The following is a 14,851-nucleotide window of genomic DNA, read 5'->3' as shown; positions in this document are numbered from 1 at the left end:
TTACATAAATTGGCGACCTGCCAAGTCTAGTTTCGCCTAATATGAGACATTCACTTAGAGTTTATTTCCAACTTCAGGTTTTGATGGCGATTTGTGATGAAAAATAATGCACATATCGGGATTTTCTCTGATGCTTCGCATTGCCTCGGCGCGGATTGGGTCTAAGCTGCTGATGGGGCAGAACGCAGCGTCGGGAGGGGAAATGGCCAGCAAGCTCATATTGTGTGATTGCGAGGGGACGCAGTCCCTGAACGCAGATGGTATTTCTGCAGCCTGCGATACGGAGTGCTCGAAGGTGCATACCGCCCTTTGTACGCGCCAGATTCAAACTGCCGCCGAGTTGATGACGGGCGATGAGCAGGTGGTGTTTGCTTGCGCTCAGGAAAGTGCAGTTTTTAGCGAGCTTGCCGAGGAACTGGGTGTTGAAGCCCCCGGATTTGTCGATCTGCGCGACCGAGCTGGCTGGTCCGAACAGGGGACCGATGCAACCCCCAAAATGGCTGCGCTCGCGGCTGAGGCATTACTGCCGCAGCCAGTGACTCCAAGTTTCGATGTCATCAGTGAAGGTACCTGCTGTATTGTGGGGCCCGGAGAGGTTGTCTTTCCGTTGGCCGAACAGCTGTCCGCTGTGTTGGCCGTGACTGTGCTTTTGGTTGACGATGCAGAACCGCTAAGCCGCAACTATGACGTTGCGCGCGCACGAATACGCAGACTGACCGGCGCGCTGGGCGGATTTGTTTGGCATCTGGATGAAGTGCAGCAACTAGATCCCTGTGGACGCGGAGAATTTGGTTGGAGCGCACCCCGTGACGGTGCAACGTCGCGCTGCGACATTGTTGTTGATCTGATCGGAGCAGCACCTTTGGTTAATGCCCCCGAAAAGCGCGAGGGGTACTTGCGCGCTGATCCCCGCGATGCGGTGGCCGTCGCGCGTCTTGCTTTTGAAGCGGTGCAACTGGTCGGGACCTTTGAAAAACCGCTCTATGTCCGATTGGATGAGACGCTTTGCGCCCATTCGCGAGCGGAACAAACGGGGTGTTCAAACTGTCTGGACGTCTGCCCGACCGGTGCGATCACACCGGCTGGCGATCATGTAGCCATTGATCCGATGATTTGCGCTGGGTGCGGTGAGTGTTCGGCGTTGTGCCCGTCGACTGCCATTACATATGAAGATCCTCCGGTGTCGGCGGTATTGTCGCGGATGCACATACTGGCCCGGACCTTCCGGCGCGCGGGCGGCGTTGCACCGCGATTACTGGTGCACGACGCCCATGGGGCGCAGATGATCCGGATGGCGGCCCGGTTTGGACGGGGACTGCCAGCGGATGTCATTCCGCTGGAGCTGAATGTGGTTTCGGGCTTTGGACATGCCGAGATGCTCGCAGCGCTGGCGCATGGCTTTGCGCGCGCCGATATCCTGATTAGCCCCAAGACCGAACGGGACGCGCTTGATCGTGAATTAGAGCTGGCTCTGGCAATCGCAGAGTACGACGCGCTGAGTCTGATCGATGAAACCGACCCGGATGCGCTGGCAGATCTGCTTTATGCGCAAGATGTTCTGCAGCCATTGGCTGATCCGGTGCTTCCACTGGGTAATCGTCGTCAAATAGCGCGTCTGGCGGCGCAGGCTTTGAACCCGGAGGTCGAGGTGCCGCTGGCCCTGCCCGAGAGCGCACCTTATGGCGCGATTGCAGTGAATACCGACACCTGTACATTGTGCCTGAGTTGCGTGTCCCTTTGCCCATCGGGGGCGCTGATCGATAACCCGGACAAGCCGCAGTTGAATTTCCAGCAGGACGCCTGCCTGCAATGCGGGATTTGCCGAACGATCTGCCCAGAACAGGCGATCACACTAGTGCCCCAGCTTGATCTGAGCGACCAAGCGCTGTCACAACAGGTGCTGAATGAAGAGGAACCCTTTGAATGCGTCGAATGCGGCGCAGCGTTTGGCGTTAAATCAACGGTTGAGCGGATCATGGAAAAGTTGTCGGGCACACATCCGATGTTCGCGACCTCGGATCAGGCGCGGATGATCCAGATGTGCGACAATTGCCGGGTGAACGCCCAGTTCCATAGCGCTGACAATCCATTTCAATCCGCCCCCAGACCACGGGTTGTCACAACGGATGATTACCTTTCAAAGCGCAAGGATCACTGAAGTTGCAGTGGCGCGCCCAGATCGGCGGCGCGCATGGCGGTCACGAAAGCCAGAATTGCTTCGAGGTCATCCAGGCTCATCTCGACCGGATGGATCGGCGAGGGACGCTCGGGCGGGAAAGGTTCGGTGACGCCCTCGATCTGCGTGAAAGCTGGGTGTGGGTTCAGGGCAAAGAACGCCTGAAACCGTTCCGACCAGTCGGGCATTGCGCGCAGCACTGCGAAAGACGGGGTCGAACCCAGCCCGTTCATCCGATTCTTTGGGCCAATTACGTGGCACCGGCCACAATGGGTCATCGACAGATCTTCGCCAAGCAGCGCGTTTCCGTCGACCACGACCTCTTTGGTAACAGTGGCAGTTTCGAAACTTGCGCTAAAGGGCGTGCCCTCGTCGGGGATGAAGTTTTCAACCGTCCGTCTGCCAATGTCGGAAAGTAGCCATTCACGAAACCTTACCTGCTTGGCGCTGTCGTCGATTCGTAGATGATAGACCACCCCGTCACGGGCAAAGACCGGATCGCCGGGCGAACTCGGGGCCAGTGACATGACGCCGCTTTCATCCGCAACAACACGTATTCCGGTCTTGAGAGAAAAGCGCGGAAGAATATGTTGCAAAAGACCTGAGTTTGTCACCTCATCCGGGGCGGCAAGGCCCAATGCCTCTTGCGACCAAGAGGGGGTGGCGGTGAGCGTCAGGCTCAGGCACAACAGGACAAAGCGCATGGTTAAGCCTAACGGCGGCTGACCCGATGCGTCAAATGTACAAAATGAGACGGAGACACATGCAATGAGCGGCGACTATATTCTGTCGATACGCAAGGCGCCCAGCGTGGGGCGGATCAAGGGGAAGACGGCATGAGCATCCGTGATGTAGTTCTAGCGAACTTAAAGAAGATTACCGATCCGGTTTCTGGTCAGGATATTGTGAGCGCGGGTATCGTGCGTGCATTGAATGTTGAAGGCGATACCGTTCGGTTTGTGCTGGAGATCGATCCCAAACAGGCCGAGAAGATGGAGCCCGTACGCGCCACAGCCGAACAGGCGGCGCAGATGGTTGATGGTGTTTCCAAGGTCTCGGCAATGTTGACCGCGCATTCGGACAAGGCGCCGCCTGATTTGAAGCCCAAGCCCAAGCCCTCACAAACCGGACCACAGGCCGTTCCCGGTGTGGACCGGATCATCGCGATTGCGTCGGGCAAGGGTGGCGTGGGCAAGTCCACCGTGTCGGCCAACCTTGCCTGCGCGCTGGCTGCTGAAGGCCGTCGCGTAGGCCTGTTGGACGCAGACGTATATGGCCCTTCACAACCCCGGATGCTGGGTGTGTCGGGGCGACCGGCCAGCCCAGATGGCAAGACGATCCTGCCGCTGCGCAATCACGGTGTCACCATGATGTCGATGGGGTTAATGACCAACGAAGGGCAGGCGGTTGTCTGGCGCGGCCCCATGCTGATGGGCGCCTTGCAGCAGATGATGAGTCAGGTGCAATGGGGCGCATTGGATGTGTTGATCGTTGATCTGCCCCCCGGAACCGGTGATGTTCAACTGACGCTGAGCCAGAAGTTTCAGGTGGATGGAGCCATTGTCGTCTCAACCCCGCAGGACGTGGCCCTGATCGACGCCCGCAAGGGGATCGATATGTTCAACCAGCTCAAAACCCCCATTGTTGGCATGATCGAAAACATGTCGACGCATATTTGTTCCAATTGCGGGCATGAAGAGCATGTCTTTGGTCATGGCGGTGTGGCTTCCGAGGCCGAGGCGCTGGGCGTGCCGTTGCTGGGGGAAATTCCGCTGCATCTGGATATCCGTGTTGCCGCCGACGGTGGCGCCCCCATCGTGGTCAGCAAGCCCGACAGCCCGCAGGCCGAAGCCTTCCGCAAGATCGCACGCGACATGGTTGCCAAGGGCAACGCGTGACCCAGCCGGTCTTTCCCCCATTGCTCAAAGGGCAACCTGCCAAGGCTGGCGAAGACCCGTTCGAGCGTGCCCAGGCGATGGCAGCGCTGGGCTGTGACGCGGGAACTGTGGTCCACAATATTCAGGCGGATCGTCTGCGCGTTGCGATTGTATTCGCGCCCGAGGTTCCGTTGCGGGATGCTATGGCGATGCTGCCGCTTTGTGCTGTCGGGTTCCAGAATGCGCTGGGCGCGCTGGCCCCACCCGAGGTCGCGGTGCACTTGGGTTGGGATGGGCTGATCTGTGTAAACGGTGCAAAATGTGGGACAATAAAAGTTGCAGCGTCGTCTGCCGAGGTGGATGAGGTTCCCGATTGGCTGATCGTTGGTTGGGAACTGGCCTTGCTTCAAACCAGCGATGCACCAGGGGAAACACCGGATGTTACCTCGCTCTATGATGAAGGATGCGCCGAGGTTTCTGCGACGCAGTTGGTCGAGAGCTGGTCGCGTCACATGTTGACCTGGTTGAACCGCTGGAACGAGGACGGTAACGCGCCGCTTCACGCTGAGTGGATGGGGCTACTGCGCGGTGTCGGAGAACCTATTGGAGAAGGGGGTGTCTTTCTGGGCACCGATGAGCGCTTCGGTATGCTGATCCGCGACGGCGCGGACACACATTTACGCCCGCTGACAGAATTATTGGAGACCGCCAGATGAAACTCGCCCGTGCTATCCATTTTGATGAAAGCGATATGAACGTGTTTCATTCACCCGCAAGAACCGGTGAATGGTGCATCTCGGGCGGATTCGAGTTTTCGAACTGGAGTGAGGCTGATCTGGAAGGCAAGGCGCGTCAGGCCTTTGCCAATGGATGGCTGGGGCTTGAAACCTTCGGGCGCGTTACATTTGTTGCCGTTACACAGGTCGAGCAGGCCGAGATTAACCAGATCACGCAATATCTGGCCGAGCATTTCGTGCAATTCTACGGCGCGCCTTCGGTTGAAGCCGCGTTAGAAGTGGCGCAGGCCGAAATCTCACATATGTCCGAGCTGTGCGAAGATCATGCCCCGAACACATTGCTGACCGTCGCCCGAGAGCTGACGGGGGCAGGGGTGCACGAGGCATTCCGCGTGATCACCCCGCAAGAGACGCAACTTGAAGCGTTGGCCGTCCACGGCTCGCTGGACGATTAGATCAGATCGGCGAAGCCGCCGAATTGTCCGCGCTTGAAGATCAGCCCCTGACCTGGGCGATGCATGACCTGTTCAACATGACCAACAAGGATCAGGTGGTCACCTGCCTCATGACGGGCCGACAGGCGGCAATCGAAGCGGGCGAGGCATTCCGCAAGTCGGGGGCGTCCGTCGTCATCCTCCTGCCAATCCGCATGGGAAAAATCGAACCCGTTTCGCGCGAATTGCAATGCTTGGTCGTGCTGGTCCTGCGCCATTACGTGGATCGCGTAATGTTCGCAGTTGTGGAACGCGTCGTACCGGTTCGAATCCCGATCAAGACACCACAGGACCAGCGGCGGGTCCAGCGATACAGACGCAAATGAGTTCACCGTTATTGCTGCGGGGCCCTCGGAGGTATTTGTGGTCACAACGGTGACGCCGGTGCCGAAACAGCCCAGGGCCTCGCGAAAGGCAAGGCTTTGCTCGGGGCTGGGAATGAAAGTTTTTTCCATCATCGCGCGCTCGTACATGGGCCTGTCTCAGGTGCCACGCGACGCCGGGATTGTCCACGGAAAGCTGCGGTGATTTTAGGAATTTCTGGTCAGTTCAGGTCTTCAAGCAACCGTCCGTGTTTGCGAGTCTCGGTGATGACGTCGCCAAAGGTCACCAAATTACGGGCCGTAAGCATCGGCAGCATCCGAACCAACACTTCGGCGGTCGCCACGGCATCGCCCAAAGCCGTGTGACGCAAGGCTTCCGGGATGGTTATGCCTAACCGCTCGCAGACCGCGTCCAGCGTATGCGTTTCGCTTGCCCCGAACAGCACCGCCGACAGCAGGACCGTGTCCAGAATGGGGTGGCTCCATTCCACCCCCATACGCTCGGCATGGCGGCGCAGGAAAGCCATGTCGAATGGTGCATTGTGGGCAACAATGACCGCATCACGAGCGAATTGGTGAAAGCTGCGACCGGCCTCGGCAATATCAGGCGCACCCTGAACCATCCGGTCGCTGACCTTATGCACTTTGGTTGAAGCTGGGGGGATCGGGATGCCGGGGTCGACCAGGGTATCAAGCCGTTCGCCTTCGACGATCTTACCCTTTACGACGCGCACCGCACCGATCTGTACGATCTCATCCTTATGCGGGAGCAGGCCCGTGGTTTCGGTGTCAAAGACTACGAAGCAGAGGTCCAAAAGAGGTCTATCTTCAAACGCGTCATCACCGGGTGTGTCGAGAAGTTCGAAATCGTAAACCAGCGGGCGGGCCGCGTCGGGGTCGATCTGCGCAGCACTGTCATCGAAAACCAGCATGTAACCAGGGGCATCGCCCAATGGTTTCATACGGGCCGAATAGGATTGCCGCCCATCAACACTGGTCAGCGTGCAATGGACGTCTTTCCCGGTCTTGACCAGCTTCGCATAAGAATCCGTCAGGCCCGTCGCTTCGAGATAGTCAAACAGCGACGCGTTCAACCGGGGATGTGCGATCTGTGCCAGAACCTCAGCCGCCTGCGCGTCATAGAGAACGATCTGATGCTTCGGTCCGGCTAAAAGCATTGCAACCGGAATCTCGGTCAGCAGCGCCGTTAGACGTTGTTTTTCCGAGGCCAGATGGGCCGTTTCCGCGGCCACGGCCTCAGCCGTGGTCATGGCGTTGGCAGCCAGTTGTTCGGCCAGTCCAGCGGCGGCGGGAGCCAGATCGCCCAAATAGCGCGCCGCTTGAAGGTCCAGATCCGTGCTGACCCCGGCGTGTGCGCGCGCCCGGAGTTGGGCCGAGAGCCGCTCGATTGGTTTTGCAACGTTATCATCAAAAAGAAGCCAGACTCCGGCAACCAGCGCCAACATTCCAAACGCGATCAGTATCTCTGCGAAGATGAACGCATCCATAAGCGCGGGATCACTTGCCCTCTGATAACCGACCCACAAAGCCAGGGTGCTGATGATCAGCCCTCCTGCCGCAAGTAATAGGAAGAACAGGAACACCCTCAGGCGCAGGCTCAGATGGTTCAACATAGTCAGACCCCGCAGGTTGCCTCGATTACCGGATCTTCAGCGTCGATCTTGATCCAGCTGGCGTTCAGCAAACGTCCGTCATCGGCGAATTCGGCCCCGTCTGCCAGGTTGGCGCGGCTGTTTTCGGCGCAGTTTACAGCGACCGGCATCTTCGAGACCGGTGCCCAGCGTCCAAAGAAGTAAAGATCGACCAGACGCTCGTCCGGCAAATTGGCATTTGTGCGTACCGATGTGGCGTCGATTGCAGCAAAGCGGTCGACAAAGGGCACGGCATACGTCCATGGACGATAGAAGGCGCGGCTTTCCACCTCCTGCACGATGGTGAGGCTGTCGGGCAGTTGGTCGCGCGTACGGTCATACCAAGAATACTCGCTGGTAATCGTCATACCGATCATCCCCGCACCTGCCGCAACCGGCGCGGCCCATTTGGGCAAGCGGCCCCCGGTCAGCTTGTTCACCACCATCACGACACCCGCAAAGGCAAAGCCTGCAAAAATCGTGCCGATCAGTTCCAGAAACATGTGATTTCTCCGTTCATTTCCAGTTTCTTAACCCAGCATTCCTTTGCCATGGCCAACCGCTGATTGCATGGTTTTTACCACGACAAAGGCATCGCGGAGATGACTTCGCTCAAAGTCCGACAATTCAGCGGGTGGCAGGTAATTGTCCGGTGCATCCCCGGATTTGACCAGACGCACTTGATGTTCCAATCGGGTCTCAGCGATCAGGTCATATGCGTCCAGTAAATCGCGTGCGCCGGACGCGCTGAGCACACCCGCAGCCTCGGCGGCGCTAAGACGGGCGCGGGTGTTCGCTTCGGTTAATTGTCCCTGCAGGCTGTAGATGCGTGCCAGATCCACGACAGGCACCACGCCATTATGCTTGAGGTCGAGCGTATTGCGATGCTCACCCGAACGTATGGTGGCGAATCCACGCAGCAGGCCCAGAGGAGGCGTGTGTTTCAGTGAGTTCGAAATCATATGCGCGACAAAGATCGAATTCGCATTGGCTGCCGCCAGCGTATCGGCCTGCAGGTCGGTGAACAGATCGAAGGACCCTCCGATGGGCCGCAGGTCAAACATCACCGAGGCCAGCATTTGCGCCTCAGGGTTGGGTTTGGCAATCCAGCCATTGAAATACTCGCGCCAGACACGCACGGGCTGGCACCAGCGAGGGTTGGTCGCCATCATGTCACCGGGGCAATAGAAATAACCGCAGGTATCCAGCCCGTCTGAGACGAATTTGGCCAGCGCAGCGAAGTAGGCCATATCACCGACCGCCACACTGTCATCTAGCATCAGGCAATTGTCCTGATCAGAAACTCCGGTCTGTTCCTGCCGTCCTTGCGAGCCGCAAGCAAGCCACAAGTAGGGCACTGGCGGCGCACCCAGTTCAGCCTCAGCCAGTGCCAGCAACCGCCGCGTCGCAGTGTCTGCGATGTCGGTGATCAGCCGTGTAACGATCTCGTGCCGGTTGCCGCCCGCTACGAGTTGGACCAGCAGTTGTGGTATCTCAGCGGTGACTTGAGCCATCTCTTGCGGGCTGTCGGCGCGGGCAATTCGTCCTACCAACTCGGCAGAATTGACCGCCTGATAGCGGGTGAGGTCGGTTTGGGTTACGATTCCGACCAGCTTACCGGCCTCGGAAATTGGAATATGACCGATGCCACGTTCCATCATCACGTGTAATACGTCCGAGCCGATATCTGTCGGGGCAAGAATGATTGGATCGGCGGTCATGATCGCCGAAACCGCGGTGTCAGCGGGCATCGCCTCGGCGACGTATTTGCCGGAAATATCGCGGAGGGTTGCGATACCCAACAATCTGTCCCCTTTGGTCACGCAAAGCGATGAGATATGGCGGTCGCGCATGATCTGCGCGGCGTTTTGAACCGGAGTATCGGGCGGGCAGGTGGCAGGGTCACGAGCCATCAGCACGTCAATTGCACTGGTAGCCAGGCTTTGCGGTCCGCTCCGCCCACCGCGTGAACGGTTAAAGAACTTGGACACCACATCGTGACCTTCGATCAGGTTTTTCACAAGGTCTGGCGGCAACACGATCAACACTGACGGCGTGTGCGCGCGCGCATGTGTGGCGGCTTTGCCGTCCTTCAGCAATCCGCGCTCACCAAAAGAATTGCGCAATCCCAGATGCGAAACGACAGCGCCGTTTTCATCGGTAATTTCTACCTGTCCTTCATAGATCACAAAGACGCCGGGCAGAGCGTTGCCCAGCTGGTAAATGCTGCCATCGGCATCGACTTCGCGCACTTCGATCTGCTTGGCCAGATCGTCCAAAGCATCATGGGGCAACGAGTCATAGGGGTGTACAGACTTCAGAAACCGGGTGATTTCGTCATGGGACAGGGGCATTTAGCTCTCCGGAGTTCCGAATAAAAAATCCCGCCCGGTGGTGTGCCGGGCGGGAACAGTAAGTCGAAAGATGCGATCGAAGACAAGAGCCGCCGACCGCATCACACTCAGTGATCCTGAGCTGCGCCCGCACCACGGGGAATGCGAATGCTTTCGACCATATCTTTGATCTCCTGCGGAGTCTCTTTGGTCATACCGGCAACGACGTAGGCAACGCCGAAGTTGATCATCGCACCGATGGCGCCGAACGAGGTCGACTTGATCGGACCCAGAAGCGGATCAGCATCGGTGAACGAGTTGGTGCCCGGAATGAACAGCCAGCCCTTATGCAGGAAGATGTAGACCAGGGTTACGGTCAGACCAGCCAGCATACCTGCAACCGCGCCGGTGTTGTTGATGCGGGTCGAGAAGATCCCCATCATCAGCGCCGGGAAGATCGAGGCTGCTGCCAGACCAAAGGCCAAGGCCACGGTTTGTGCCGCAAAGCCCGGAGGGTTGAGACCCAGATAGGTTGCAACGACGATGGCTACAGCCATGGCAATCCGTGCCGCCAGAAGTTCACCCTTTTCAGAGATCGACGGGTTGATTGCACCTTTGACAAGGTCATGGGACACAGCCGACGAGATCGCCAGCAGCAGGCCCGCAGCGGTTGACAGAGCAGCCGCAAGACCACCAGCAGCGACCAGACCAATCACCCAACCTGGCAAGTTGGCAATCTCAGGATTGGCCAGAACCAGGATGTCGCGGTTGAACTTGGTCAGTTCGTTACCAACCCAGCCCTTTTCTTCCGCGATCGCGGTCATGGCTTCCGACTTGTCGTTGTAGTACTGGATTTTGCCGTCGCCGTTCTTGTCTTCCCAATCCAGCAGACCGGTTTTCTGCCACGTGGCCATCCAGTCATAACGCGGATCGTTGTCGATTTCTTCGACCGAAACAGCGCCACCTTCGATGCCACCATTGGGCCACATCATGTCGGTGATGTTCAGGCGCGCCATTGCACCAACAGCAGGAGCCGTCAGGTACAGCAGAGCGATGAAGACCAGCGCCCAGCCTGCCGACCAACGTGCGTCAGACACTTTGGGAACGGTGAAGAAGCGCATGATGACGTGCGGCAGACCAGCTGTACCGATCATCAGCGACAGGGTGAACAGCACCATGTTCAGCGTATTCGAGTGGTGGGCCGTGTAGTCGTTAAAGCCCAGCTCGGTCACGATGGCGTCCAGCTTGGTCAGCAGGGGTTCACCGCTGGCGGTGTCACCAAACAGACCCAGCGCCGGAACAGGCGTGCCGGTCAGCTGCAGCGAGATAAAGATGGCCGGGATGGTATAAGCGGTGATCAGCACGCAGTACTGAGCGACCTGAGTGTAGGTCACGCCCTTCATCCCACCAAACACTGCGTAGGCAAACACAACGCCGGCGCCGATCAGCAGACCTGTAGTGTTGGACACTTCGAGGAAGCGACCAAAGGCCACGCCAACACCGGTCATCTGACCGATCACGTAGGTCACCGACGCAACGATCAGACAGATCACCGCAACGATACGTGCAGTCTGGCTGTAGAAACGATCGCCGATGAATTCCGACACGGTGAACTTGCCGAACTTACGCAGGTAGGGCGCAAGCAGCAGGGCCAGCAGCACGTAGCCACCGGTCCAACCCATCAGGAAGGTCGAGTTGTCGTAGCCGGTAAAGGCAATCAGGCCCGCCATCGAGATGAACGAGGCCGCAGACATCCAGTCCGCCGCTGTCGCCATACCGTTGGTGACCGGATGAACGCCGCGACCGGCGGCATAGAATTCCGATGTGGAACCCGCACGGGCCCAGATCGCGATGCCGATGTAAAGCGCAAAAGACGCGCCCACAAACAGCAGGTTGATGGTAAACTGATCCATGCCTATTACTCCTCGTCCACGCCGTGCTCAGCGTCGAGCTTGTTCATGCGCCAGGCGTAGTTGAAGATCAGCACCAGAAAGACCAGGATCGATCCTTGCTGAGCGAACCAAAAGCCCAGATCTGTACCGCCAACGGCGATGCCGGACAGCAGCGGACGCAGCAGAATGCCGAATCCAAACGACACCAGCGCCCAGATCGCGAGGCTGATGTAGATGAGGCGCAGGTTGGCCTGCCAATAGCCCTTGTCGGCTTCAGCAGTCTGCGCGGAGTTTGTTGAATGATCCGCCATCGCGGGTTCCTCCTTCGCTTCCCTCATTGGCGGCCCATTGCCCAACTCCTCCAGTGCGGTGGGCCGCTTCTCGGTTGTGCCAAACGCCCCGTGACGTCAGGCATAACTTCTCTGGTCCGCCAGGGCGGGTCCATTGAAGTATTCTGATTTAGGATCAAAGCCCTAGGGCTTATCTCCTCCCCTTATTTCATGACCTCGCCGACAATCCCGTGAAGGTCTTGTGCGATGTCGTCGATCTGGCCCATGGCATCGATGCCTTTCAGCACGCCCTGGGCTTGATAGTAGTCAATCAGCGGTGCGGTCTGCGCGTGATAGGCCGCCAGACGCGACGCGACCGTCTCGGCATTGTCGTCGGCGCGGCGTTTGAATTCTGTGTGTCCGCACTTGTCGCATTTGCCGTCTTCGACGGGATGCTTGTATGTGTCGTGATAGCCCTCACCGCATCCAGCGCAGGTGTAGCGACCCGAAATCCGCGTCACCATCTCGGCGTCTTCAACTTCAAGGCTGATGGCCGCGTTGATCTTCTGATCTGAAGACGCGAGCAGACCATCAAGAGCCTCGGCCTGGACTGTGGTCCGGGGGAAACCATCTAGTATGACGCCCTTGGCGCAGTCCGGTTCTGCCATGCGGTCGCGCAGGATCGCGATGACGATGCCGTCGCTGACAAGATCGCCTGCCTCCATAACCGCTTTGGCAGCATTACCAGCCTCGGTACCTGCGGCGACCGCGTCGCGCAGCAGATCACCGGTGCTGAGTTGTACAAGCCCGAACTTCTCCTCAAGCATACGAGCCTGCGTACCCTTCCCGGCGCCCGGAGGGCCGAGAAGGATCAGAACAGCGGGGGATATGGTCGTGGCAGCGTCCATCACATCCTCACTTGTTTGCCCGGTTTTCGATCAGGTCTTCGACCACTGACGGATCGGCCAGGGTCGACGTATCGCCAAGCGAACCAAAGTCGTTCTCGGCAATCTTGCGCAGAATTCGGCGCATGATCTTGCCCGAGCGAGTCTTGGGCAGGCCGGGAGCCCACTGGATCACATCAGGCGAAGCAATCGGGCCGATCTCGGTCCGGACCCAGGTGCGCAGCTCTTTCAGCAACTCATCCGACGGCTCGCGGTCATTCATCAAAGTGACATAGCAATAGATGCCTTGCCCTTTGATTTCATGGGGGTAACCAACCACAGCGGCCTCGGCGACGGCGGCATGGGCGACCAGCGCGCTTTCCACCTCGGCCGTGCCCATCCGGTGGCCGGAGACGTTGATTACATCATCGACGCGGCCAGTGATCCAGTAATCGCCATCCTCATCGCGACGGCAGCCATCGCCGGTGAAGTAGTAGCCTTTGTAGTCCGAGAAATAGGTCTTCTCGAACCGCTCATGATCGCCCCAGACGGTGCGCATCTGACCGGGCCAGCTGTCTTTGATGCACAGAACACCCTCAACGCCATTTCCCTCGATCTCAACACCGGATTGCGGGTCCAGAACCACCGGCTGGATGCCGAAGAACGGTTTCATCGCCGAGCCCGGCTTCATCGCATGCGCACCGGGCAGGGGGGTCATCAGGTGACCGCCGGTTTCGGTCTGCCACCAGGTGTCAACAATCGGGCATTTACCTTTGCCAACAACTTCATTGTACCAGTTCCAGGCTTCCGGGTTGATCGGCTCGCCGACTGTGCCCAGCGTCCGGAGATCGCTCAGGTCGCATTTCTCGACGAACTCGGTACCCTGACCCATCAGAGCGCGAATTGCCGTCGGAGCGGTGTAGAACTGGTTCACCTTGTGCTTTTCGCACACCTGCCAGAAGCGTGATGCATCCGGATAGGTCGGCACGCCTTCGAACATCAGTGTGGTCGCGCCGTTGGCCAGTGGACCGTAGACGATATAGCTGTGGCCGGTGACCCAGCCGACATCGGCGGTGCACCAGTAGACGTCGCCTTCATGGTAGTCGAATGTGATCTTATGTGTCATCGCGGCATAGACCAGATAACCGCCGGTCGTATGGACGACACCTTTGGGCTGACCGGTCGAACCGGAAGTATAGAGAATGAACAGCGGATCTTCGGCATTCATCTCGGCGGGTGCGCAATAGTCATCCGCTTCAAGCGCCATTTCGTTGTAATCATAGTCGCGACCATCGATCCAAGTGGTCTGCCCACCGGTGCGTTTGACCACCAGACATTTCACGCTGTCTTTGCAGTGCAGCAGGGCCGCGTCTGCGTTGGACTTCAGCGGAGTCTTGCGGCCACCACGTGGTGCCTCATCGGCAGTGATGACGACCTTGGCATCACATCCGTTGACTCGGGCTGCCAACGCATCGGGTGAAAACCCAGCAAATACAATCGAATGGATTGCTCCGATCCGTGCACAAGCCAGCATCGCATAGGCTGCTTCAGGGATCATCGGCAGATAGATCACAACGCGGTCACCTTTGCGCACGCCCATCGATTCGAGAATATTGGCCATGCGACAGGTGCGACGGTGCAATTCGGCGTAGGTAATGTGCTGAGCTTCGTCGTTTGGATCATCCGGTTCCCAGATGATCGCTGTCTGATCGCCGCGCGTATTCAAATGACGGTCAAGACAGTTGGCCGAGACGTTTAGCGTGCCGTCCGCATACCAGTTGATACCAACCGAACCAAAATCATAGCTGACGTCTTTGACCTGAGTATAAGGCTTGATCCAGTCAACGCGCTTGCCTTGCTCATCCCAGAATGCTTCGGGGTTGTTGATCGACGCAGCGTACATATCTGCGTATTTGTCGGCGTCGACATGCGCACGGGCGACAGTTTCTGCGGATGGCGGATATGTCTTGGCATCTGCCTGGGCAGCGGTAGTCATCTTTGAGGCTCCTCCCTCTGGACTGGATTACATGGGACCGATTTTGCCAGCCGATTAGGCAATCTCGATCCGGTTCCTCCCCAAGTTGAATAATACGGGGATCAGAAAAGAAATAAATAAATTGCCATAATCCTTGGATTTCTTTGTAAAGAAATTTCATTTTCGGCACTAACATTGTAAATAATTCTGAAATTGTGCGTAATATACACCTTAAATCA

At 58.0% G+C, this 14,851-nt stretch carries 13 protein-coding genes; 4 read left to right on the top strand and 9 right to left on the bottom strand.

Translation table 11 applies throughout. The annotated features are described in order from the left end of the window. Positions 1-202: 202 nt before the first annotated feature. Positions 203-2,158 (top strand): 4Fe-4S binding protein, encoded by a 1,956-nt coding sequence (locus ACR0NM_RS06870; RefSeq protein WP_480613937.1) that lies wholly within the window; start codon positions 203-205, stop codon positions 2,156-2,158. Here ACR0NM_RS06870 and ACR0NM_RS06865 read toward each other — a convergent pair. Beyond that, positions 2,152-2,880, bottom strand: coding sequence for a cytochrome c family protein (locus ACR0NM_RS06865; RefSeq protein ID WP_170405173.1), 729 nt, complete (start codon positions 2,878-2,880; stop codon positions 2,152-2,154). The genes ACR0NM_RS06870 and ACR0NM_RS06865 overlap by 7 nt on opposite strands. 132 nt (positions 2,881-3,012) lie before the next feature. Between ACR0NM_RS06865 and ACR0NM_RS06860 the strand changes: the two genes are divergently transcribed. Genes ACR0NM_RS06860 through ACR0NM_RS06850 form a run of 3 tightly spaced genes read left to right on the top strand, consistent with a single transcriptional unit; the run spans position 3,013 to position 5,245 of the window. Further along, a complete protein-coding gene (locus tag ACR0NM_RS06860) occupies positions 3,013-4,074 on the top strand; it encodes an Mrp/NBP35 family ATP-binding protein (RefSeq protein ID WP_480613743.1) in 1,062 nt (353 codons plus the stop codon). Then, on the top strand, positions 4,071-4,769 hold the full coding sequence (locus ACR0NM_RS06855) for a biotin/lipoate--protein ligase family protein (protein ID WP_170510430.1): 699 nt from the start codon (positions 4,071-4,073) through the stop codon (positions 4,767-4,769). Before ACR0NM_RS06860 ends, ACR0NM_RS06855 begins: the two co-directional genes overlap by 4 nt. Then, positions 4,766-5,245 (top strand): DUF6505 family protein, encoded by a 480-nt coding sequence (locus ACR0NM_RS06850; protein WP_170662265.1) that lies wholly within the window; start codon positions 4,766-4,768, stop codon positions 5,243-5,245. The genes ACR0NM_RS06855 and ACR0NM_RS06850 overlap by 4 nt, the downstream gene beginning before the upstream one ends. Here ACR0NM_RS06850 and ACR0NM_RS06845 read toward each other — a convergent pair. The 8 genes from ACR0NM_RS06845 to acs form a co-directional block, all read right to left on the bottom strand. Further along, complete coding sequence (locus ACR0NM_RS06845; protein ID WP_480613741.1) at positions 5,242-5,742, bottom strand: flavin reductase family protein; 501 nt, start codon at positions 5,740-5,742, stop codon at positions 5,242-5,244. The genes ACR0NM_RS06850 and ACR0NM_RS06845 overlap by 4 nt on opposite strands. Positions 5,743-5,828: 86 nt before the next feature. Then, positions 5,829-7,241, bottom strand: coding sequence for a 3'-5' exonuclease (locus tag ACR0NM_RS06840; protein WP_170421193.1), 1,413 nt, complete (start codon positions 7,239-7,241; stop codon positions 5,829-5,831). Between the two features lie 2 nt (positions 7,242-7,243). Further along, positions 7,244-7,762, bottom strand: coding sequence for a hypothetical protein (locus ACR0NM_RS06835; RefSeq protein WP_170393351.1), 519 nt, complete (start codon positions 7,760-7,762; stop codon positions 7,244-7,246). Between the two features lie 27 nt (positions 7,763-7,789). Beyond that, positions 7,790-9,613 carry a DUF294 nucleotidyltransferase-like domain-containing protein gene (locus tag ACR0NM_RS06830; protein ID WP_480613738.1) on the bottom strand — a complete coding sequence of 608 codons (1,824 nt, stop codon included), beginning with the start codon at positions 9,611-9,613 and terminating at the stop codon, positions 7,790-7,792. A gap of 107 nt (positions 9,614-9,720) precedes the next feature. Further along, positions 9,721-11,505 carry a sodium:solute symporter family protein gene (locus ACR0NM_RS06825; protein WP_170393349.1) on the bottom strand — a complete coding sequence of 595 codons (1,785 nt, stop codon included), beginning with the start codon at positions 11,503-11,505 and terminating at the stop codon, positions 9,721-9,723. Positions 11,506-11,510: 5 nt separating this feature from the next. Further along, a complete protein-coding gene (locus tag ACR0NM_RS06820) occupies positions 11,511-11,795 on the bottom strand; it encodes a DUF4212 domain-containing protein (protein ID WP_010439512.1) in 285 nt (94 codons plus the stop codon). 182 nt (positions 11,796-11,977) lie between these two features. Further along, the gene (locus tag ACR0NM_RS06815) at positions 11,978-12,661 is read right to left on the bottom strand and encodes an adenylate kinase (RefSeq protein ID WP_480613736.1); all 684 of its coding nucleotides are present in this window, start codon (positions 12,659-12,661) and stop codon (positions 11,978-11,980) included. Positions 12,662-12,668: 7 nt separating this feature from the next. Next, on the bottom strand, positions 12,669-14,633 hold the full coding sequence (acs, locus tag ACR0NM_RS06810; RefSeq protein ID WP_480613734.1) for an acetate--CoA ligase: 1,965 nt from the start codon (positions 14,631-14,633) through the stop codon (positions 12,669-12,671). Positions 14,634-14,851 lie beyond the last annotated feature (218 nt).

The organism is Ruegeria sp. AF2, assembly GCF_056542025.1.
The sequence above is the reverse complement of the archived record's forward strand: the minus strand, read 5'-3'. Positions and strand labels throughout refer to the sequence as shown.